This is a genomic window from Lewinella cohaerens DSM 23179 (genome assembly GCF_000379805.1).
Classification (GTDB): Bacteria; Bacteroidota; Bacteroidia; order Chitinophagales; family Saprospiraceae; genus Lewinella; species Lewinella cohaerens.
In genome coordinates, this window is sequence record NZ_KB903554.1 from 160,826 (window position 1) to 180,824 (window position 19,999).

General features: G+C 43.7%; 14 protein-coding genes and 2 tRNA genes. 11 read left to right on the top strand and 5 right to left on the bottom strand.

What is annotated here, in order from left to right; translation table 11 throughout:
- Positions 1 to 132 precede the first annotated feature (132 nt).
- The 4 genes from ubiE (at position 133) to A3EU_RS0118590 (ending at position 2,080) form a co-directional block, all read left to right on the top strand.
- A complete protein-coding gene (ubiE, locus tag A3EU_RS0118575) occupies positions 133 to 864 on the top strand; it encodes a bifunctional demethylmenaquinone methyltransferase/2-methoxy-6-polyprenyl-1,4-benzoquinol methylase UbiE (protein ID WP_020537702.1) in 732 nt (243 codons plus the stop codon).
- Positions 813 to 1,556 carry a type IX secretion/gliding motility protein PorT/SprT gene (porT, locus tag A3EU_RS0118580; protein ID WP_083937480.1) on the top strand — a complete coding sequence of 248 codons (744 nt, stop codon included), beginning with the start codon at positions 813 to 815 and terminating at the stop codon, positions 1,554 to 1,556. Before ubiE ends, porT begins: the two co-directional genes overlap by 52 nt.
- Positions 1,557 to 1,755: 199 nt before the next feature.
- Positions 1,756 to 1,837, top strand: a tRNA-Leu gene (locus tag A3EU_RS0118585).
- 161 nt (positions 1,838 to 1,998) lie between these two features.
- Positions 1,999 to 2,080 (top strand) — tRNA-Leu (locus tag A3EU_RS0118590).
- Between the two features lie 202 nt (positions 2,081 to 2,282).
- Here A3EU_RS0118590 and A3EU_RS0118595 read toward each other — a convergent pair.
- Positions 2,283 to 4,991, bottom strand: coding sequence for a phosphoenolpyruvate carboxylase (locus tag A3EU_RS0118595; protein WP_020537704.1), 2,709 nt, complete (start codon positions 4,989 to 4,991; stop codon positions 2,283 to 2,285).
- Positions 4,992 to 5,290: 299 nt separating this feature from the next.
- Here A3EU_RS0118595 and A3EU_RS31050 point away from each other — a divergent pair, with 299 nt between their 5' ends.
- The 5 genes from A3EU_RS31050 (at position 5,291) to A3EU_RS31055 (ending at position 8,463) form a co-directional block, all read left to right on the top strand.
- The gene (locus A3EU_RS31050) at positions 5,291 to 5,722 is read left to right on the top strand and encodes an RrF2 family transcriptional regulator (protein WP_020537706.1); all 432 of its coding nucleotides are present in this window, start codon (positions 5,291 to 5,293) and stop codon (positions 5,720 to 5,722) included.
- A gap of 104 nt (positions 5,723 to 5,826) precedes the next feature.
- The gene (locus A3EU_RS0118610) at positions 5,827 to 6,258 is read left to right on the top strand and encodes a hypothetical protein (protein ID WP_020537707.1); all 432 of its coding nucleotides are present in this window, start codon (positions 5,827 to 5,829) and stop codon (positions 6,256 to 6,258) included.
- The gene (locus tag A3EU_RS0118615) at positions 6,255 to 6,773 is read left to right on the top strand and encodes a hypothetical protein (RefSeq protein ID WP_156825819.1); all 519 of its coding nucleotides are present in this window, start codon (positions 6,255 to 6,257) and stop codon (positions 6,771 to 6,773) included. Before A3EU_RS0118610 ends, A3EU_RS0118615 begins: the two co-directional genes overlap by 4 nt.
- Positions 6,760 to 7,455 carry a metallophosphoesterase gene (locus A3EU_RS0118620; RefSeq protein WP_020537709.1) on the top strand — a complete coding sequence of 232 codons (696 nt, stop codon included), beginning with the start codon at positions 6,760 to 6,762 and terminating at the stop codon, positions 7,453 to 7,455. The genes A3EU_RS0118615 and A3EU_RS0118620 overlap by 14 nt, the downstream gene beginning before the upstream one ends.
- A 24-nt stretch (positions 7,456 to 7,479) precedes the next feature.
- The gene (locus A3EU_RS31055) at positions 7,480 to 8,463 is read left to right on the top strand and encodes a hypothetical protein (RefSeq protein ID WP_044086187.1); all 984 of its coding nucleotides are present in this window, start codon (positions 7,480 to 7,482) and stop codon (positions 8,461 to 8,463) included.
- A 273-nt stretch (positions 8,464 to 8,736) separates the two neighbouring features.
- Here A3EU_RS31055 and A3EU_RS0118635 read toward each other — a convergent pair whose 3' ends face one another.
- The 3 genes from A3EU_RS0118635 to A3EU_RS0118645 form a co-directional block, all read right to left on the bottom strand.
- Positions 8,737 to 9,732 (bottom strand): RNA ligase (ATP), encoded by a 996-nt coding sequence (locus A3EU_RS0118635; protein ID WP_020537712.1) that lies wholly within the window; start codon positions 9,730 to 9,732, stop codon positions 8,737 to 8,739.
- A 79-nt stretch (positions 9,733 to 9,811) separates the two neighbouring features.
- Complete coding sequence (locus A3EU_RS0118640) at positions 9,812 to 12,247, bottom strand: glycoside hydrolase family 2 TIM barrel-domain containing protein (protein ID WP_020537713.1); 2,436 nt, start codon at positions 12,245 to 12,247, stop codon at positions 9,812 to 9,814.
- 31 nt (positions 12,248 to 12,278) lie between these two features.
- The gene (locus A3EU_RS0118645; RefSeq protein WP_020537714.1) at positions 12,279 to 13,418 is read right to left on the bottom strand and encodes a glycoside hydrolase family 53 protein; all 1,140 of its coding nucleotides are present in this window, start codon (positions 13,416 to 13,418) and stop codon (positions 12,279 to 12,281) included.
- A gap of 361 nt (positions 13,419 to 13,779) precedes the next feature.
- Here A3EU_RS0118645 and A3EU_RS0118655 point away from each other — a divergent pair, with 361 nt between their 5' ends.
- A complete protein-coding gene (locus A3EU_RS0118655; RefSeq protein WP_020537716.1) occupies positions 13,780 to 15,357 on the top strand; it encodes an RluA family pseudouridine synthase in 1,578 nt (525 codons plus the stop codon).
- A 121-nt stretch (positions 15,358 to 15,478) separates the two neighbouring features.
- Positions 15,479 to 19,216, top strand: coding sequence for a DUF3857 domain-containing protein (locus tag A3EU_RS0118660; RefSeq protein WP_020537717.1), 3,738 nt, complete (start codon positions 15,479 to 15,481; stop codon positions 19,214 to 19,216).
- 135 nt (positions 19,217 to 19,351) lie between these two features.
- Here A3EU_RS0118660 and A3EU_RS0118665 read toward each other — a convergent pair whose 3' ends face one another.
- Positions 19,352 to 19,684: a YegP family protein gene (locus tag A3EU_RS0118665; protein WP_020537718.1), complete on the bottom strand. Its 333-nt coding sequence runs from the start codon at positions 19,682 to 19,684 to the stop codon at positions 19,352 to 19,354.
- Positions 19,685 to 19,999: the final 315 nt, after the last annotated feature.

The following is a 19,999-nucleotide window of genomic DNA, read 5'->3' on the forward strand; positions in this document are numbered from 1 at the left end:
AAAGCGATTTGATCTTTACCATTTTTGGTTTTTAGAATTCGCTTTAGGTTCCATTATTAGTATAACTTTATTAGAAAAGTTAGTGCTCGTTTGAACAATGAGCGCTTATCTTTGCGCACATAAAATGCGGAAATGAAAGAACAAGTGACTCCCTACGGAGATGGGGATGCGAAAAAAAGTCAGGTGTCCAAGATGTTTAACCGGATAGCAGCCAGTTACGACTTGCTTAACCGGATGACTTCAATGGGTATCGACGTTATTTGGCGCAAGCGAGCCATTGCTCAACTCAACCCACAGGAGCATCAAAAGATTTTGGATGTTGCGACCGGCACCGCCGATGTAGCCCTCGAAATTCGCAGACAGATGCCTCAGGTAACACACATTACGGGCCTGGATATCAGCTCAGAAATGCTGGCTTTTGGTAGAGAAAAAGTAAGAAAAAAAGGCTGGGACGATCAAATTACATTGGTGGAAGGAGATTCTGAAGATTTACCCTTTGCAGACAATACATTTGACGCAGTGACCGTTGCCTTTGGTGTTCGAAATTTTGAGCATCTGGAGGTAGGTCTAAAAGAAATCTACCGCGTAATTCGCCCTGGAGGTAAGCTGGTGGTGCTGGAATTTAGTCATCCACAAGCTTTTCCTATCAAACAGCTCTTTAATTTATACTTCAAGTATATACTTCCGAGCATTGGGCGCGTTATCTCCAAAGACAAAAAAGCTTACCAGTATCTTTATGAATCGGTACAGGCGTTTCTTAATCAGGAGGCTTTTTTAGAACAATTATCTCAAATAGGCTTTAAATCAAACCAATGCAGGTCGCTAACCTTCGGAATATCATCACTTTACACGGGTATAAAATAACCCTCATTTGTTTGCTCTTGGTGAGTAGTCTTTCTACTCAAGCACAAATTGGAGGCAAAGGGAACTACAACTTTTTTGAGTTTCAGCAGAAGCCTTACTATTTTGGGATCACTTTGGCAATGAACAACAGTAGTTTTACGCCATTTCGCTCAGAAGAATTTCTGTATTCAGATAGTATCCAGTCGGTACAGGCGTTACGAGGCCCTGGGTTTAATCTAGGTATTGTTACGAACTTGAAAATTGGAGATTACTTCGACTTCCGCTTCCTCCCTACCCTATCCTTTGGAGAACGTAAACTGGTATACGACCAGACGCGCCGGGATGCGCCAGCAAATCAGCGATCGGTAGAATCTGTGTTTGTAGAGATGCCATTTCATTTCCGCTATAAATCTGCTCCTTATAAAGATAAAAGGCTCTTTGTTTTGGCAGGTGTAAAATACAGTTTTGATGTAGCTAGCGACTCGCGCGCACGCCAAGCAGAAAGCCTGGTAAAAATATCTCCGCATGATTTTGCCTTGGAGTATGGTGCTGGCGTTCAGTTCTTTTTTCCCTACTTTATTTTCTCTCCGGAGTTGAAGTTTAGCCACGGAATAGGCAATACGCTGATCTTCAACCCTACACTAGAAGAATCTACTGTTCTGGAAAAGGTGCTTAGCCGCACATTTACGCTTAGTTTTCACTTTGAGGGATAGTTTTTGGTGCGGAGTGCGGGGCAATACTTTATGGTCTTTCCCTAAACAAGAGCCGTAAAGAAATATAAGTCGCTTTTTAAAAAAAAGAGCGAGGATATTGTGCGGTTTCAAAAAAAGCTATACATTTGCCCCGCACTGATCCAAAGGGGTCAGTTGGAGCTTGGTAAAAAGTATTAATTTTACTTTTTCAGACTCTTTTGCCGATGTGGCGGAACTGGTAGACGCGCTGGATTCAAAATCCAGTTTCTTCGGAAGTGTGGGTTCGATTCCCACCGTCGGTACTTAACTAAAAGCCTTGCAAATCAATGATTTGTGAGGCTTTTTTATTGTTACTCAAAAAGGGTAAAATACTCTCTTTTGCTACTCCTCATTTCTTTCAAAAATAATTTGGAGAACAATTAGGTATTTACCATCTTTGCGCACCTCGAAAGAATCTGATCTTGCCGAAGTGGTGAAATTGGTAGACACGCACGTTTCAGAGGCGTGTGCAGCAATGCGTGCGGGTTCAAGTCCCGCCTTCGGCACTACCTAAAAGAACAAGGGTTTATGAGCTTCTCAGAAGTTTGTAAACCCTTTTTCTTTTCTCCTCTATCCAAAGGACCAAATAGACGAAAGTAATTATACACGCTAAGGAAGTCTCTTATGATTGATCAGTCAACCATGAGGCCTGAAATACCTTGGAATAGCCGCTAGTAGTTCTTTATGTGTTTCGTCATAAAAAGGATATCAACCAGTGCTTTTCAAGCCACCGGCAATTCCATTGGTCAGTAATAATAATTTTTTCAATAAAGGACCTGCCATTTCCGGTGCTGTTTCTTTTGCAGCACGCCATGCCTTCAAGTATTCTAGTTGCAAGTGATGCAAATTATCCAACACTTTGCCTCGACGAGCAGTATTTTGCAGTTGGCTCATTCGTCGATCAGCGACTGGGCTGCCAAATAATTCGGTGATCTGCCGGAGTCCTGACGCCCGGTCTTCAAATAGCAAGGCCATTAATTCGTCTCGGATATCCGTTTCACTTACTAACTCGGCAAACGCTGCCATAATAACAGGATCTGAATTGAGCAGGCTGGTCTCTACCTCAATCAGTGTATAATACAATAAGGGCCAATCAGCTGCAGCAGCCTGAAGGGTTCCCCAAGGTTCTGGTGTTTGCTCTTGCAGTTCACTCAGTGCAGTACCTACCCCATACCAACCGGTCAAATTAAATCGGGCTTGATTCCAACTAAACACCCAAGGAATAGCGCGTAGATCAGCAAGACTACGAGTGCCAGTCCGTCGAGCCGGGCGGGAACCGATTTTGCTTTGCTCTAACACATCAATCGGGGTAGCTTGCGTATAAAATGGGATAAAGCCAGAGTGGTCAATGAGAGAAGGATAAGTTTGCTGAGCCCTTTGAGTAAGTTGTTCCATGGCCTCGAAGAGAGGAGCAGGAAGTTCTGGTGCATCCTGAAGTCGCATCACTTGCCGGGCTGTACCGGCCAATAACATCTCCAGATTATAAGTCGCATTCTTTAAATTGGCGAACTGTTGGGCAATCGTCTCTCCCTGTACCGTGATTTTGATCGCTCCACTCACTGATCCAGCAGGCATACTATCCAGAAACCGGTGGTACTTCCCACCGCCGCGGCTGATAGTGCCACCTCTTCCATGGAAAAAGCACAAGGCCATATTATGTCGTGCTGCCGCTTTACTCAATTTCTCTTCCGCTTTGAATATATTCCAGCGACTGGCTAAAATCCCACCGTCTTTATTACTATCACTATACCCCAGCATTACCTCCTGAAGGTTACTATGGCGCCGGCTGACGGTCACCGGATGACTTAGAAAAGCCCCCAATATCTTATCACCGGCTTGGAGATCATCGATGGTCTCCAATAGTGGTACCACAGGAATGGGCTGATCCAGTAATCCCACTTCTCTGAGGAATAGATAGACGACTAACAAATCAGTCAGATCCCTTGTCATGCTGACAATAACAGAACCGATGCCGTCAATACCATAGCGCTGAACGTGGCGGCGCAATACACGATAGTAAGCCAATACTTTGTCGGCTTCCGGGCCGCAACTATCCCCCATTACCAGGAACGGCCGCTTACTTTTCAGTTCCTCGTTAAGGAACTTGAGTCGTTTGCTCATGTCCCAATTGACAAAATCAAAATCTTTAAAGCCAGCGGCTTGCAAAATTTGGCGGATTGCCTTTTCGTGATAAGCACTATTTTGGCGGATGTCTAACTTCACCAGGTGAAAACCAAAACAGCGGACCTGCCGTTCCACATCAAAGAGTAGGTCTTGGGCGATTCGTTGTGCGCCAATATCTTGAATCGACTGGCGCAGCAATGTTAGATCTGCCTGGAGATCCCCTGCAGTAGGGTAATAACACCCCGGTTCGGTAGTTGCATTAGTTTGGGTATTATTTAGTCGCGCCAGCATCAGGTTGACAAATTGCCGGTAAGGACTCCGTGGATTCCTGGCTAATGCCGCCGCTCCTGTATCCCCAAGTGCCGCCGCCATCGCCTGAATAGCTTCCTTTAAAGCAGGAGGCATTGCCTGATGTACATCGGACATACTTAAACTAGCTGCAAGTTTAAGTAGCTCTTGATGTAGTAATTGAAGCGCAGCATCCCGGTGTTTTCCCAAGGTACTTTCCGTAAATTCAGCGGTTACATAAGGGTGACCATCCCGGTCTCCGCCTACCCAACTACCGAATTCCAGGATCGGGAATTGTTCGGGTTCACTAAGATAATCGGGAGCAAAGCCCATGGCTTTCCAGCTCCCACGCAATCTACGGTCACTTTCCCGGAGTGCCTGAGGGAAAACATGGGTAAAGTAGTGGAGGACGTGGTTACGTTCGTCGTACAGGTCAGGTTTTTCCAGATACACTTCCCCGGTGCGCCAAAGTCGTTCCAGTAAAGCTTTGATTGATTCTCGGATTTGATCTCGTTCCGTATCAGACCAGGTCGTATTCTCGTTCTTAACCAAGAGCAGGTAAAGTTCCCGGTGCAGCTCAAGGACAGTGACTCGCTTGGCTTCCGTCGGATGCGCCGTGAGGACAGGTTGTATCCGAAGTTTTGGAAAAACGGCCGCCATCTCTTCTTCTGTACGGCCTTGCTTTTTCCATTGATCAAAGGTTTCTCCCCATGATCCACGAATAGCTGATATTCCCTTATCATTTTCTACTTGTCGCTTATACTGTACGGCTACGTTTTCCTCTACCATATTCAATAGCTGAAAAGAAATACTCAGAGCTTGGATAAGCTTGGTTTCCTGATCATCGACTAAACCATTAATAGCAGAAGACTCATTGATCCAAGGAAGTTGATGTGCTAGCTTCTCCTCACCCAAGGATAGCAATACTTCCTGAAAACAGGTCATAACGAAATGTAGATCCTTGACGGTCTTATCGATTTCTTGATTCTGATGGGTATCTTTCATAGTGGGGTAATGAGGGTTTGTATTATTGCAAAAACACACTTTCCTAAAGAGATTAAATATAGAAAAGCCTATCTGGTTCAGACTCACTCTACCTCTGTTTTCTTGTTCTCAAACAAATTCTGTGCATTGTAAAAGAAGAAAGTTTTTACACGATAAAAAGTACCCCCAGCATAATACGCAATAATATCCATAGACTTCATTCCCAGAATTTTCACCCCCCCCATCTTTAAAAATTCGCCTTAACCAGATTACTGTTCTATCTTTGCTTTAGCTCTCAACCGTTGTAAAAACAACAAAATATGTTTAGCAAGTCTTGTAAATATGCGATTCGCGCAGTTCTTTTTCTAGCTATCAACACTGATGATGATACTAAATTGGGGGTAGAAGAATTAGCCAGTGAGTTAGAGGTTCCAAAACACTTTTTGGGGAAAATTCTACAGCAGCTCGCTAAGAATAAGATGGTATCATCGACAAAAGGAAGAAACGGTGGCTTTTTCTTGAATAAGCAAAACAAGGCAGCCAATCTGCTGGCCATTATTGAATCTATTGACGGGAAAGATATTTTCCAAGAGTGTATATTGGGTTTAGAACAATGCTCAGATACAAATCCATGTCCATATCATGATTCAATTCAGAAGGTTCGCCGAGAGTTTCTCCTTCAATTAAAAGACGAAACCATTGAAGCTTCTGCTGCCAGAATTAATGAGCATAGCTTAAAACTGAAGGATTAGATCAAATCTAAAAGCTTCTTATTTTGCCTTTAAAAACCACTGGTATTAGAAATTACTTATCTCTAATATTACTTTTTGTTCCCGCAATCCTCTTTGGTGTGTTAATGATTGTCTATCAAGAAAATCTAGCACTTAAGTATGGTTTTGACTTCCCTCGTCTTCCTCTACAATTTTTCATTTTAGTGGTGGCTGGCTTCGTGGCTACACTGGGCGGTGTTCTGGACTGGCGCTATCACCGTGATCCACTAAAACTCAAGCTTTCAAAAAAAGAAAGAGATGCGGAGGCTGCGGCTTTAGGCCTCGGTGGTTTGCCTATGTTCGTTTTAATGTGGGCGGCCATGATGAGTAACCAGCCTACTGTTTTCCTGGTCCCCATTATCATCGTCTTGATTTATACCGTAGTAGCGATTTGCTACGACGAGTTTGTTTTTCATATCCATCGCTGTGAAAAAATAGAAAACAGATATCATCGGATGCTGGTTTTTGGGAATGGTATTGCTTGGCTAGCTTGGTTTCATTTTATCTATTGCCAATGAACTACCAAGATCTACTCCTCCGCAGTAAGGTCCATTTAAGCCAGTTTCCATTAGAACAAGAGATAGATTTCATGCCTTTAGTGTTCACCAAAGGGGCAAAATGGATGACACAACGGTTAAATGAAATAGATAAAAAACAACGCAATTTCAACTCAAATGTAGCATACGAATACTATGGTTACTTAAAGTATTCTTTTTGTTTTTTCTGTTTTATAATGAGCGGGTTGTTCTTTTGGACCAAGGCCAGTTATCTTAGTCCGCTATCCATCCTGGTCTTTTATTTCTTTGAAGTTCATTTCCTTTTCCTTTTTCCTCTACTAATTGATGGTGTTGAAAAACCGTTGGCCAGAAGCATCCATATGACTTACAAAATGGGTATCTTTTATACTATGAGAACCGTCATTCCTATTGGTTTTTTCATGGTAACTGGATTATTTAATTGGCGTAATCCCCTTCAAAACTGGCATATTGGATGCTTGGCCGTATTAATCTGGTACACTGATGAGAAGGGATAATTTCGAGCTCAGGGAAGAACAGATAAGTGCAAAGGTAAAGCACCCCTTCAGTGTACTCTATTTATCCGACTTTCACTTTAATGCCCATAGCCTAACCGCTGCGCACTGGATGCTGGAGCAAATAGATACCTTAAAGCCTGACATTATCCTGTTGGGTGGTGACTATGTAGATACAAGACGCGGTTTAAACATTTTTGAGTTCTTTTTAAGCAACATCCCCCATCCTGATAATTGCTTCGCCGTAGCAGGAAATCACGACTACTTTTTTGGCATCAACACCTTAAAAAAACTGCTCACTAATTATGGTGTCACCTGGATTGAAAAAAGTTTCGCCTTCTTAAACCTAAAAACAATACGGATTCGTATTGACGGCAACCTAAGCCAATCGGCTATTGATAATGATTTCTCCATTTTATGTGCCCACAAGCCTCAAGTACTTAATGGAGAGCTAAGTAACTACCAACTCGCTTTAGCTGGGCATCTACACGGAAGCCAAGTCGTACTCTGGCAAAATGAAAAAGGGTTGTTTCCAGGAAGGTTTTTCTATAAATGGAATATTCTAACCAAAAAAATAAGTGGTTGTACTTGCTATATTAGCAAAGGGCTAGGCGATACATTACCCGTACGGTTCAATTGCAAAAAGGATGCTATTTTTGTTAAAGTGCGCCCCACTCCAATATAGATTTCCGTATCGTAAACTCAATCCATGAAGTCATTTTTTGCCTTAACTATTGCATCCTCTTACGGATTATTGATCCGAGGGATTTTCGGGTTTATTTCGCCCAATTTCGAGATCATGAGTTTAACGTTCCTTTGCTTAGTCCCCTTTATTATCGGTTTTTTAACCGTTAGGTTCTGGCCTGAAGGGAAAATTAAGAGCAACTGGTCGGCCTTTGCTAAACCTTGGCTGACTTGCCTAATCCTCTTGATCGTCTCCATGTTGCTAAAAATCGAAGGTGCGATCTGCTGGATCATGATTTATCCGTTCTTTAGCTTCGCCGCTGGTTTGGGAGGAATTTTGACTTTCAAAATAATGAATAAAAGATCCTCCTCCAGCAATAACCCTGACATTCTTGACGAAAACGATTGGGACAATTCCTCAACCCTCAAAATGTCCTTAGTACTTTTGTTACCTGTTTTCATGGGTTTTATTGAAGGCGACCACAGCTCCTCAAGACAATACATCACCTTGGAGGAATCTGTAACAATCAACGCTTCTACGGACGAAATATGGCAAACGATTACGCACATCGACCAAGTTGATCAAGGCGAAAAAGGCACCTATCTTACGAATGCACTGGGCTTCCCCAAGCACCTCTACACTACGCTCGACACCTGTCTATTAGGTAACAAACGAATGTGCTATTACGAAAAGGGATTGGTTTTTGAAGAAACCATCACAGAAGTTGTCCCTCACAAAAAACTAGTATTGGATATTTACGTCGATCCTACAAAAATCCCGGCAACGGTCTTGGATGAACACATCGTCATTGGTGGAAAACATGTTGATGTACTAAAAGATACTTACCTATTAGAGCCCCAGACGGATGGCGCAACTCACCTGTCTCTTACCTCTCAGTATTCCATCAACACGCCTTTCAACTGGTACGCTGGTATTTGGGCCAAGTACCTTATGTCAGATTTATTGAAAGGAGAATTGAACTTAATCAAGCAGCGTTCAGAGCTTTAAGTAACAGTAAAAAAACATGAGTCATCCCGAATTTTGATTGTCATCAAAATCCGTGCTGACCAACTGCAAAACCTATTATTAAAGACGAAACCCCATGATTTCACTAGTAGGAATCATGGGGTTTTCTACAAAAAGTCGGATAAATCTTTCTTTTTAGCTAATTACAGACTCTTTCTAAGTTAAAATCAGGCTGGATTTTGGCCTTAGCCAAAATTCGGGATGACTCATGTTCTAATTTTAACTTCATCTATTCGCCCATCCGTTTGAGCTAACTCAAGCATCCTCATACTTCAGTAAAAACTTAGGGTTGATTACTTTAAAAGAAACCCGGCCAATTTGATCAGTTTTCTCTTTCAGTGGGCGGATAACAATACCTTCCCGGCGTGTTTCCTTTCTCAACAAAGAGCCCCCGACAGATAATTCAACCAGTGTATTGATATCTGACACCAAAGGGAAACGCTCTTCTAAAACAGGCACCATTGGCAGCTCCAGGTTTTCCACAAGCGCTCTAAAATCTGAATAGTTCAGATACTCATAATTACTGATGTCAAAAGCATTAAAAAACCGGACGGTCTGGCCTTTCAGCTTGTACTTATTACGTTGAATACCTTCACCAATCAATTCCCCTTGAATGGCAATATTCTTTCCAAGGCTATTAAGTTTTGCCTCAATGCCCAGGTTGACTGCCACTTTCCAAAAAGAATTGTCTTCCGATTTTTCCAACTCCATATTACGGCTACACACACCAAATTCACCTTCATTCAAGTAGTAGGTAACACTTGATCCATCCAGTTTTTCAGTAACAAAACAATGCTCGCCTTCGTACTTCTGTAGCAAATCAACTAAAATTTGAACGCGAGTTTCATCCGTTTTAGGAATAAATGAAGGAAATCCCCCTTTCATAACACCCGATAACTGAGCAGGAATTGGTGGCTCGTATTTTTCGATTCCCAATACTGTCGTTACATCAAGACCTTCTTCCACCTCAAGTGTGTCAGGCAAGATTGATAGAGGAAAACAAACTCCCTGGGAGATTTGCCCCCGCAACCGGACAGTGCGAATTCGGTTACTTCTTGCTCTGAGAAATTCAAATTCAGGACGCTCAGGCAGGATACTATCAATTTCTACATAAACACATAAATCTCCAACGGAGAACTCCCCTTTCTTTACCACTAGCTGCCAGCCTAGAACAGTAGCTTTCAAAATGCTATCGGCATTTGGAATGGGTTCAAGGGTAGTAATTCTTTGAAGAGAGGCTAATTTTCTCATTGATCTTTTAATAGGTTCATCCACTAAACTTATTAGTCAAGAAATTAGTTCCGTGTCAGATAAACCAAAACTACAAACCCTACTCTGTTCCAATCACGGCCGTAGCAGCTTCCAACTTATCCGCGCTCGCTTTCAGCGTCATTTTTCCTGGTTCTTGGCCAGACTTCAGGATTATCATTGCCTTACCGTAAAACAACTCCACCTCGTGGGACTGGAAAGGGGCAAAAGACTGTGGATTACCATTACCAACACCGGCAATACTACCTGTTCCCATAAGAGAAAGGTTGATTTCATCCATAGCAAGAGGCGCTAAATTTCCTTCCGCATCCAGGGCTTCGATCAATACGTAGGAGAGGTCCTGGCCATTGGCATGTATTCTGGTGCGGTCGGGCGTAAGCCGAAGCTTGGTCGCCTTTCCGGCAGTTTTCAGTGTCTGCTCTCCTATTTTTCGGCCTGCTTTATAGGCAACTACTTTTAACTCACCGGAGTCGTAGACGACGTCATTCCACATCAAGCGGAATCGGTCTACTGAATTCTCTGACTTCGGTTGCTTGCTGCGGCGTCCTTGTGATTTTCCGTTGAGGAATAACTCTGCCTCATCACCATTGGTGTACACAAAAACGGGGACGTTCTCCCCTACCCGCTCAGGCCAGTTCCAATGCGGCAGGATATGGATCATATTCTCTTCCGGCAGCCAGTAACTTTTGTATAGATAGTAGCGATCCTTGGGAATCCCCACCAAATCCACAATCCCGAAATAAGAACTACGGGCAGCAGCTTCATCCGTAAAGCCCATTTCTTTCACAGTAGTGTTATCATAAGGCGTAGGTTCGCCGAGGTAATCAAAGCCTGTCCAAACGAATTCTCCAGCGATGTAAGGCTCCTCTTGCTGCCACATAAAGTCATCGTCGGCGATCTCCGCCCACCAGGGCGCATTCAAATCGTAAGAACTTACCTGCAAAGATTTCGTGAATGCCGTTTTGTCTTCCGGCAAGGGAAACTCGTAGAAACCACGCGTACTCAAAGTAGAAGCAGATTCGCTAATGATTACAGACTTATTCGGCTCCATTTGTCGAGCCAAACGATAGCGGCGGCCATAGTTCCAGCTATGCACATCATAATAATCAAAATGCCGACGGGCAGCATTGCCCAATTGGTCATTTGCCAGCGTCACCGGGCGAGTAGGATCGTACTTACGAACGTAATTCACCATCGTATGTAATCGCTGAAAGCCATTGTTATCATTGTTCTGAACGTCAGGGATTTCATTCCCTACCGACCATAAGAATACAGAAGGGTGGTTGCGGTCACGAACGACAAAATTATGAACGTTCCGCTGAGCGAAAGTTTCAAAATCAGTATCCTCTAATATTGCAGCTTTAGCATCGTATTTGTCAAAGGCTTCATTGAAGAACAGTAGACCCATGCGGTCGCACATCTCCAGCAGCTCGGGTGCAGCAGTATTATGGCTGTTGCGGATAGCGTTAACGCCCATAGATTTCATGATCTCCAACTGTCGCTCCATTGCTCGTGGATAGAAAGCAGCGCCCAATGGGCCGTGATCATGATGGAGATTAACGCCTCTGAGTTGTACCCGACGGTCGTTGAGATAAAACCCGTGATCTGGATCGAAACGAATGGTTCGTACTCCAAAATTGGTGATATATTCATCTACAATTTCTCCATCTTGTTGCACCCTGGTTACCAGGCGATACAGGTAGGGGTGGTCAACATCCCAACGAACAGGATCTGTCACCGTCAGGGTACTTTCCAGCGTCGACTGCTGCCCTGCATTAATCCACTTTCCAAAGCTTCCTTTTGCTACAACTTGTCCTCCATCACTTAAGATTTCGTGCATAACGGTAACATTTGCACGTTCAGCAGCGAAGTTGTTAACCTTGGTACTTACCCGAACATCAACATAATGAGGTTTGACAATGGGTGTCGTCACGTAAGTGCCCCAAATATCCACGTGTACAGGTGCCACTGTCAATAATTCTACCTTTCGGTAAATGCCTGCACCGGGGTACCAGCGGCTATCAAAGTTTCGGGTATCAGCATGAACCGCTAAAACATTTTTGCCGCCAGGCGTAACGAAGTCGGTAATATCTACAGAAAACGAGTTGTAGCCATAGTCCCACTCCCCTGCCAGCTTGCCATTAACGTATACTTTTGGGAAAGCCATTACGCCATCAAAAACCAGGTACATCCGCTGGCCAACAGCCGTAGCCGGAATAGCTAATTCCCGACGATACCACGCCTGATCTTGCCAAGGCAATTTCCCGGTGCTACCATTACCATCCAGGATAAACGGGCCCGAAATGGCCCAGTCGTGGGGTACACTTACCGTTTGCCAACCATCATCCTTAATGCCTACGGTATGAGCATCTTTGGTTTCTCCCTTCTTGAATTTCCACCCATCGGAGAGGGTAACTGTGGTTCGATGTTGTGCTCCAAGGGTTAAGGTAAAAGCCCATAACAGGAGTAAGAATAAGGAAGACTTTCTTTGAATCATAACAGAAATGGATTGTAACAGACCTAAAAAACTACTCACCTGAGTAATACTCCATGCCTTTAAGTGCTTGTTTATTTTCATCAAACAAGGTAGCATTATCCCAGTGAGAGCCCTGCCCCCAGCGGGTAGAGCAGGAAGTAGATACCCAGGCTGGTTCCCAATAGATCAGCCCGGTTCCTCCACCGGCTTCAATTTTTTCTTCCAAGGCCTTGAGATACTCATATTGCCCTTGCTCAGTGATAGCGTAACCTGCTACCCCTGCGTCTTCCCCAAGAATATTATTGGCACCATCCAGGTTATCCAAGGTGTATGGGTAGGCCGTTTCTACAACCATAAGGTTTTTGTTATAAGTACTGGTGAGTGTCTGAACGGCCGTTGATAAATCATTGAGGACAATATTCGACCATAGTGGGTAGTAAGAAATGCCTATCCAGTCGAAATTCGTCAAGCCATTCTCTTTAGCTTCAGCAAACCACCACAATGCATTTTCAGGTTGGGCCACATGCAGCATCGTCGCAATCTCTTTATCCGCTTCCGTACTCACAGCCCGCACGGCAGATAAGCCTTTATTCAATAAAAAAGCATTTCTATTCCAGTTGATGCTATTATAGCTACCATTAGGATCTTGTAAAATTTCAGCGTTGGTTTCATTACCCACCTGTACATATTCTGGCAACAAATTCAAGTCATTTAATTGGCTTAACACCTGATGGGTGTAGTTGTATACAGAATCTCCCAAGGCCATCATATCATTGACAACGGGCAACCAGGCTGCCGGGACCTTTTGCTTACCAGGGTCCGCCCAGTCATCAGAATAATGAAAATCGAGCAATACTTTCATACCCGCAGCTTTAGCACGTTCAATAGACTTTTTCACGTCTTCATAGTTCGAGTAGTCCGTCCAGTCTGGTTGATGCCATAGGCGCAACCTTACAATATCAGTGCCCGCATTTTTAAAAATGGTATAAGGATCTTCGGTTGAGCCTTCTGCATTTAGATAAATAGCACCGCAATCTTCCATTTCATTCACATAAGATAAATCTGCCCCGCGCATGAAATCCTCTTCAGGTGTTGTGACAATTGGAGGAAAATCAGTAGGTGTCTCCACACCCTGGTCACAAGCAACTCCCAGCAGTGCTGAAAAAATAATTAATCCGAATATCCTTTTCATAATCTCCTTTTTTCTCAAAACTGACGCAAGGTAGAATAGGTACACCCAAACTACTTTGCGCCTAGTGCAAACGTCCTAATAGTTAAGCCAACCAAATATAAGTGTATTTTGTACATTTATCTAAAAAAACCGAATACCAATTTTTCACAACTACAACTGGTACTTCTTTTATTATCCTCAATGCTTACGTACCTTTGCAGACTGAATAAAAACTGTTACCATTCCCACCTCTCCATCTTCCACCTCATCATTTACCCCGTCTAGATCTAGCAATTTCACGCTTTTTAAAGCGGAGGTCAAAGCAATACCCCTCCCTGAGAAATTTACTTTCCCATTCTATTACGAACCTCATCCGCTGGCATTGCTAGCAGCTCAAGAGCTTCAGCAACATTTATTAACTCAGACAGACTGGGAACATAATTTCGGCAGTGACGATTATAAACAGGAAGCTGCAATTGGTAAAATGTTTGGCGTACTGGTAGTCAAAGATAGCGCTGGACAATTGGGTTATCTCTCTGCTTTTTCGGGTAAAGTAGCAGACAGCAACCACCATCCTGGTTTTGTTCCCCCACTTTTTGATATGCTTTCCGAAGGGAGCTTTTTTCTCGAAGGCATGGAAGTACTCAATCAGATCAACGAACAGATTAAACAATTATCAGTCTCCCCAGCTCTATTGGAGTCCCGGCAAGTTTTAGCAGATACTCAGGCAGAAGCAACAGAACAAGTCGAAGGTTTTCGTACCAAAATGAAAGCTGCCAAAAAAGCGCGCAAGGTCAAAAGAGAAGCCGCCCGAATTACATTCGAGACGGCTGATTTCCTGGTACTTCAGGAAGAATTGAGACAAGAAAGTCTTCAACACCAGTTTTATTTCAAAGACCTTGTAAAGCGTTGGACAGAAAGGACAACCCAAGCGCAGGAGCAATACGATCATTATCAATCTGAGATTGATGTTTTAAAAGAGCGCCGTAAAAACCGTTCCAATGCACTTCAGCAGCAGCTCTTTGCTCAATATCAGTTTCTAAATCAGGCTGGAGAAACGCGTAGCTTGGAGGATATCTTCAAACACACTGCTGTAAAAAAGCCACCCGCTGGCGCAGGTGAGTGCGCTGCCCCCAAGCTCCTGCAATATGCGTTTGCCAACAACTTTCAGCCGGTAGCTATGGCCGAATTCTGGTGGGGGCAATCTCCAAAGTCGGAAGTAAGAAAACATGGCAATTTCTATCCTGCTTGTCGAGGAAAATGTGAGCCTATTTTAGGTCACATGCTAGCAGGGATGACGCTGGACGACAACCCTATGCTCAGCAACCGCAACCAGGTAACAGACATTCCTGTTGTTTATGAAGATGAGCACCTGCTACTCATCAACAAGCCACCGGAGTTTCTTTCTGTTCCTGGCCGTCATGTGAAGGATTCTATCCAGTTGCGGATGAAACAAAAGTATCCGGAAGCCACCGGCCCAATGGTCGCGCATAGGTTGGATATGTCTACCTCTGGCCTTATGATTATAGCTAAATCCATGGAGGTTTATAAGTTTCTCCAACGCCATTTTATGAAGCGAACGGTGAGTAAACGCTACGAAGCTTTGCTTGATGGTATTGTTGCTGAAGATGAAGGTACGATTGACCTCCCGCTGCGCCTGGATATCGATGATCGCCCACGACAGATGGTTTGCTACGAACACGGTAAAGCTGCGCGTACCCACTGGAAGGTGATCGACCGCCAAGATGGTAAAACCCGCATACATTTCTTTCCTATTACTGGTAGAACCCACCAATTGCGCGTCCATGCGGCTCACACGCTGGGCCTCAACACCCCGATTATTGGAGATGATCTATACGGCAAAATAGGTACTCGCCTTCACCTGCACGCCGCGGCCATTACGTTTAAGCATCCGGTAACCAAGGAAATGGTGAGTTTTGAGGTAGCCGCGGATTTCTAGGTGCTTTTAGTTGCCTTGACAGCAAGATATTTAGGTCTTAATTTTGGTAATTCTTCAAATTATCATTTCCTTTATTTGATCATTTTTATTCATGTCTATCACCTCCTAAACCTTCAAATTGATGTCTTTCTCTAAAAACGCTCTGACTCTTCTGTTTTTCTGTTTTTTTACTTTTTCTATCGCTGCTCAGGATGCACTCACTGTCGGTTGGCAACATTTTGCCAATAATGATTTTGATGCTGCTCGGTCGGTATTCGAGACAGCCCTCAATGGGCCCGATAAAGCGCGAGCTCACTTGGCATTGCATTTGGTTGGCGCAGCAGAAAGTGCTGAATCTGCAGCTACTTTCCAACATTTTAAAAAATTCTACGAAACCAGCGACAATCCTACTCCTTATATTATGGGGTTGTGGTCTACTAATTACGGCCAACGAACGGACGCTGAAATAGACTTCCTGGAAGAGTTGATAGAAAAAGAACAAGGAACTCTCAAAGCCCTGGCTTTGCAAGCACTTGGGAACCACCATTATGCTAGCAATGATTCACGAAAAGCTGTTCGGTATTATGAACAAACCGGAAGCATTGAACCCTGGTCTGTCTTGGGCGAGTTTGAGAACATTTCTGAAAGTGGTTTTGATAAAAACTTCCAAGCACTTGCTCATCCTGATAATGGCTTTAACTTTAGAAATAAATGGGGAGTGCCTGTAAGTTGGTTCGACATCAAAGCGCCCAGGTGGGACAACTGGGTAGACATGGACTATTTCTTCTACGCTCAGAATTCCATTATCTACGCTCAGAATTTTTGCACCAGCCCTATCGAACAAGACATACAATTCCGCATTGGCGTATCGGGTTCTGTAAAAGTATGGGTCAATGATCAATTACTATTCAGCGAATCGCAGGAGCGTAACAACAACGTAGACGCCTATATTTTTCCGGTAAGGTTATCCGCCGGAAGCAACCGTATCCTCATCCAGCTTGGTGAAAGTGAAACGGACAACTGCAACTTCTTTTTACGAATTACAGATGAAAAAGGTGAAAATATCGAGGGGCTTACTTTCACCACGAAAGTGCAGCAATACGACAAGGAGTACAATTACGAGGCTACCGTATTAACCGATGAAGTCGAGACCTTTTTTCGTGAAAAAATAGCAGCTTCCCCTAATAATCTAGAAAACTACCTGGTACTCGGACAGTACTTTATCATTACTGATAAAATTTTCAAAGCCAAAAGTGTTATTAGCGAAGCTCGCGAGCTATTCCCGCATTGCACCTATCTCTTGTTTCAGCAATTGAATGCCTATGCAAAGGATGACAATCGCACCGAAACAGCAACCCTCATCGAAGAAGTCAAACAGAAAGATCCTGATGGAGCCCTCGCCCTCGGCTACTTGCTTGATGATGCAAAAAACAGAGATGACCTGGAAGCACAAGAAGAAATTATCCAAAAGATGGAGGACCGTGAAGGCCTTTCTGAAAACGTCTATCAGCGAAGAATATCACTCGCCGGCGATAAAGACGAAAGAGAAGTAATGTTTGCCTTGATCGACAAAGCCTATGATACCTATCCCGATAATTTCATTTTTGTTTATTTCAAATACCTGGTTCAAAAAGATGTTGAAGGGAATGCTCGTAATGCTGTCCGCGTCTTGAAAAAATACCTGGCCAACCATTATTCTGAAGAAGCAACCGCTGAATTGGCTAGTGCCTACTTTAATATTGGCACTGTTGACCAAGGTGTTGATACTTACCAGAAGTTAATTGAAAACAACCCCATCGCCACGGGATATTACAGTAGGCTAGCTAGCTTATACTACAATCTTGGCAACTACAAAAAAGCAGAATCCTACGTACAGGAATGTATCTCCATCGCACCTTACATAGACTCTTACCACCAAACGCTAGCAAATACTTATTCGGAATTAGGGCTTCAGGAAGCAGCTGAAACATCTTACCGCAAAGCCATTTTTTACAACCCCTACAATTACGATGCCCGCCGTCAGCTTAGAATTCTCAATGAGCAACCTGATATCTTTTCCTCTTTTACGGAACCTGACGTTTACCAAATTTACGCAGATGCACCTGAAGGGACAGACTACCCTAATGACCATAGCCTCCTCTTGGCCGATGAAACCCAAAAGGTCATTTACGCTGATGGAGGCTCGGAAGAAAAGCACATTCTGGTGGTCAAGGTTTTCAATACCAATGGAGTAGACACGTGGAAAGATTACCAAATTCCGGTTTACAATAATCAGGATGGCTCTATTGATAAGGCTGAAGTGCTGAAGAAAAACGGTGCGCGTATCGCTGCCGAAACCAATGGTGGCTATATTGTCTTTTCCAACCTCGAAGAAGGCGACGCTATCCATATTACCTACCGCTTGCAAAATTACTTCAGCGGCAAGCTGGCTAATCACTTCTGGGGTTCTCATTTTTTCGAGCTCTTCCTCCCGGTAGCACATACCAGCTTATCTCTCTTGGTCGAAGAAGGCACCAATTTTTCCTACAAGGTAGAAAATGGCGAGCTTGAACCAAAAATCGAGCAGTTTGACAATTATGAACGGTATACCTGGGAAGCGTCCAATGTTCCTGCCATTGAATACGAAGCCTTGATGCCTAATCTTACCGATGTTGGCAAAACGCTCCACTACTCTTCTTTCCCTGATTGGAACTACATTGCCAACTGGTATGCTGACCTGGCGCAAGCCAAAGCTAAAGTAGATTTTGAGGTAGAAAACGTAGCTGCCGAACTTTTCGAAACCAATAATACCCTTACACCACGGGAGAAGGTGGAAACAATTTACGACTACATTGTCAATAACATCCGCTACCGTTCCGTATCCTTCCTTCAGAGTGGGCTCATTCCGCAGAAAGCTTCCACAACAATTGCTGCTAAACAAGGCGATTGCAAAGATGTATCGACCCTCTTTGTTGCACTCTGCGAAACCCAGGGTATTGATGCCAACTTGGTGCTTGTCAATACCCGACAAAATGGACAAAAAGAAATGATGCTTCCCAGCATAGATTTTAACCACTGTATTGTTCACCTCCCGCTAGAAGAGAAAGATTATTACCTGGAACTCACCGCAGAGAACCTTCCTTTTGCCGTCAAGGCCAGTAGCACCTCCGGGGCTTTTGCACTCAAAATCCCCCGACAATTAGAGGAAAAAGTAACAGCTCAGGTCCTCGCTCCGACAGACCAAGTGCCCGCTACGGCTGTCCGTACAGCAACCGTCAGTTTTGAAGGTGACAAGATGGTAATAAGCAAAGAGAGCACAAAAACAGGATACGCAGCATCAAGCATGCGCGATTCCTACGAAAAGATAGGAGAAGATATCCAGCGAAAAAAGATGCAAGAAGCTATCAATGGCGAAGCACCTGGCGTATCGCTAAAAGAACTCACATTTCAGACCGGATTAGATGATAATTCGGCCCAATTAATGTACAGTTTCACCTACGAAATACCCAGTGTATTTACGGATATCGGAGGCCTCAGAATTTTCAGCATCCCCTTTTCTGATGACCTTAGCAATCCCAACTTCATGTCTCTCACCGAGCGCATCTACCCGCTAGAGCTATGGCAGTACTTCAACTGGGAATTGGAAGACGAGACCCTGAATATCAGCATCCCCGAAGGTTACGAACTTGCTGAAATACCAGCTGATTTGAAAATTGAAAATGATAACCTGTTCTACGAGTTGACCTTTCAAGTGACTGGCCAAGCATTAACAATCAAACGATTATTCAAGTTGGTCAACGATAGTGTTGCCCAGGAAAATTACCAAACCCTCCGAACGGCTATCGAAAAAATTGTCAAGGCAGATGCTCAAAAAATTGCTTTCAAAAAGACAGAAAATTAATCGCTGATGGTTTGTGAATCGCTCTACTCACGTTTCTCTACGGCGATGGCAAAGTCCAACTAAAACAGAAACTCCTCTGCCCAAATTAACGGACAGAGGAGTTATACTTTTCAGTTTGCTATTGAATAGCTCGTCTTAAACGGTCAAATCCTTAACAGCTGCATCAGCAGAAGCATTTTTCTTAACAGACTCGATACCATTCTCCATGGTAGCTACTGCTTTGTACATCTGGCTCTTACCAATGATCTGGCCATTAGAAGCCTTCAGTGTAAAGAATGGAGAACCATCTTTTGCCTCTTTGCGCTCAAAGTTAGCGTCATCTTTTGCATGGTTGATCACCGACTGTACGCCGTTCATTGCGCCCGGCTTACCAGCATAACCCTGGCTGGAAAGGATCACCTGACCGTTGGTTGCTTTGAGGTTGAAATAGAATTTTCCGGAATCATTTTTGAATACTTCGAAAGCCATAATTAATACTTTATCTGTGAATTAAAAGTGTTTCTTGGAGGGTGTCCAACAAAAGATACATCCTACAGACGGAAGAATCTTTCTTAGGTAACAGGTTTTCAAAGTTTTTCTTTCCAAACCACCTAAATTAAGACATTTCCATTCCGCAGGAAATATCTTAATTTTTAAGCAAACTACAGAAGAAATGAGCTTTCTTTTTTATGCAGGCCCGCCTTTCAGGCGGCCGCGCTATCCGCTATAATATCCTCGCTGCGCTGCGGGTATTCCGCTACTATCGCTGCCTGGTTTAGGCAAGGTATCCACAAGTAGTCACGC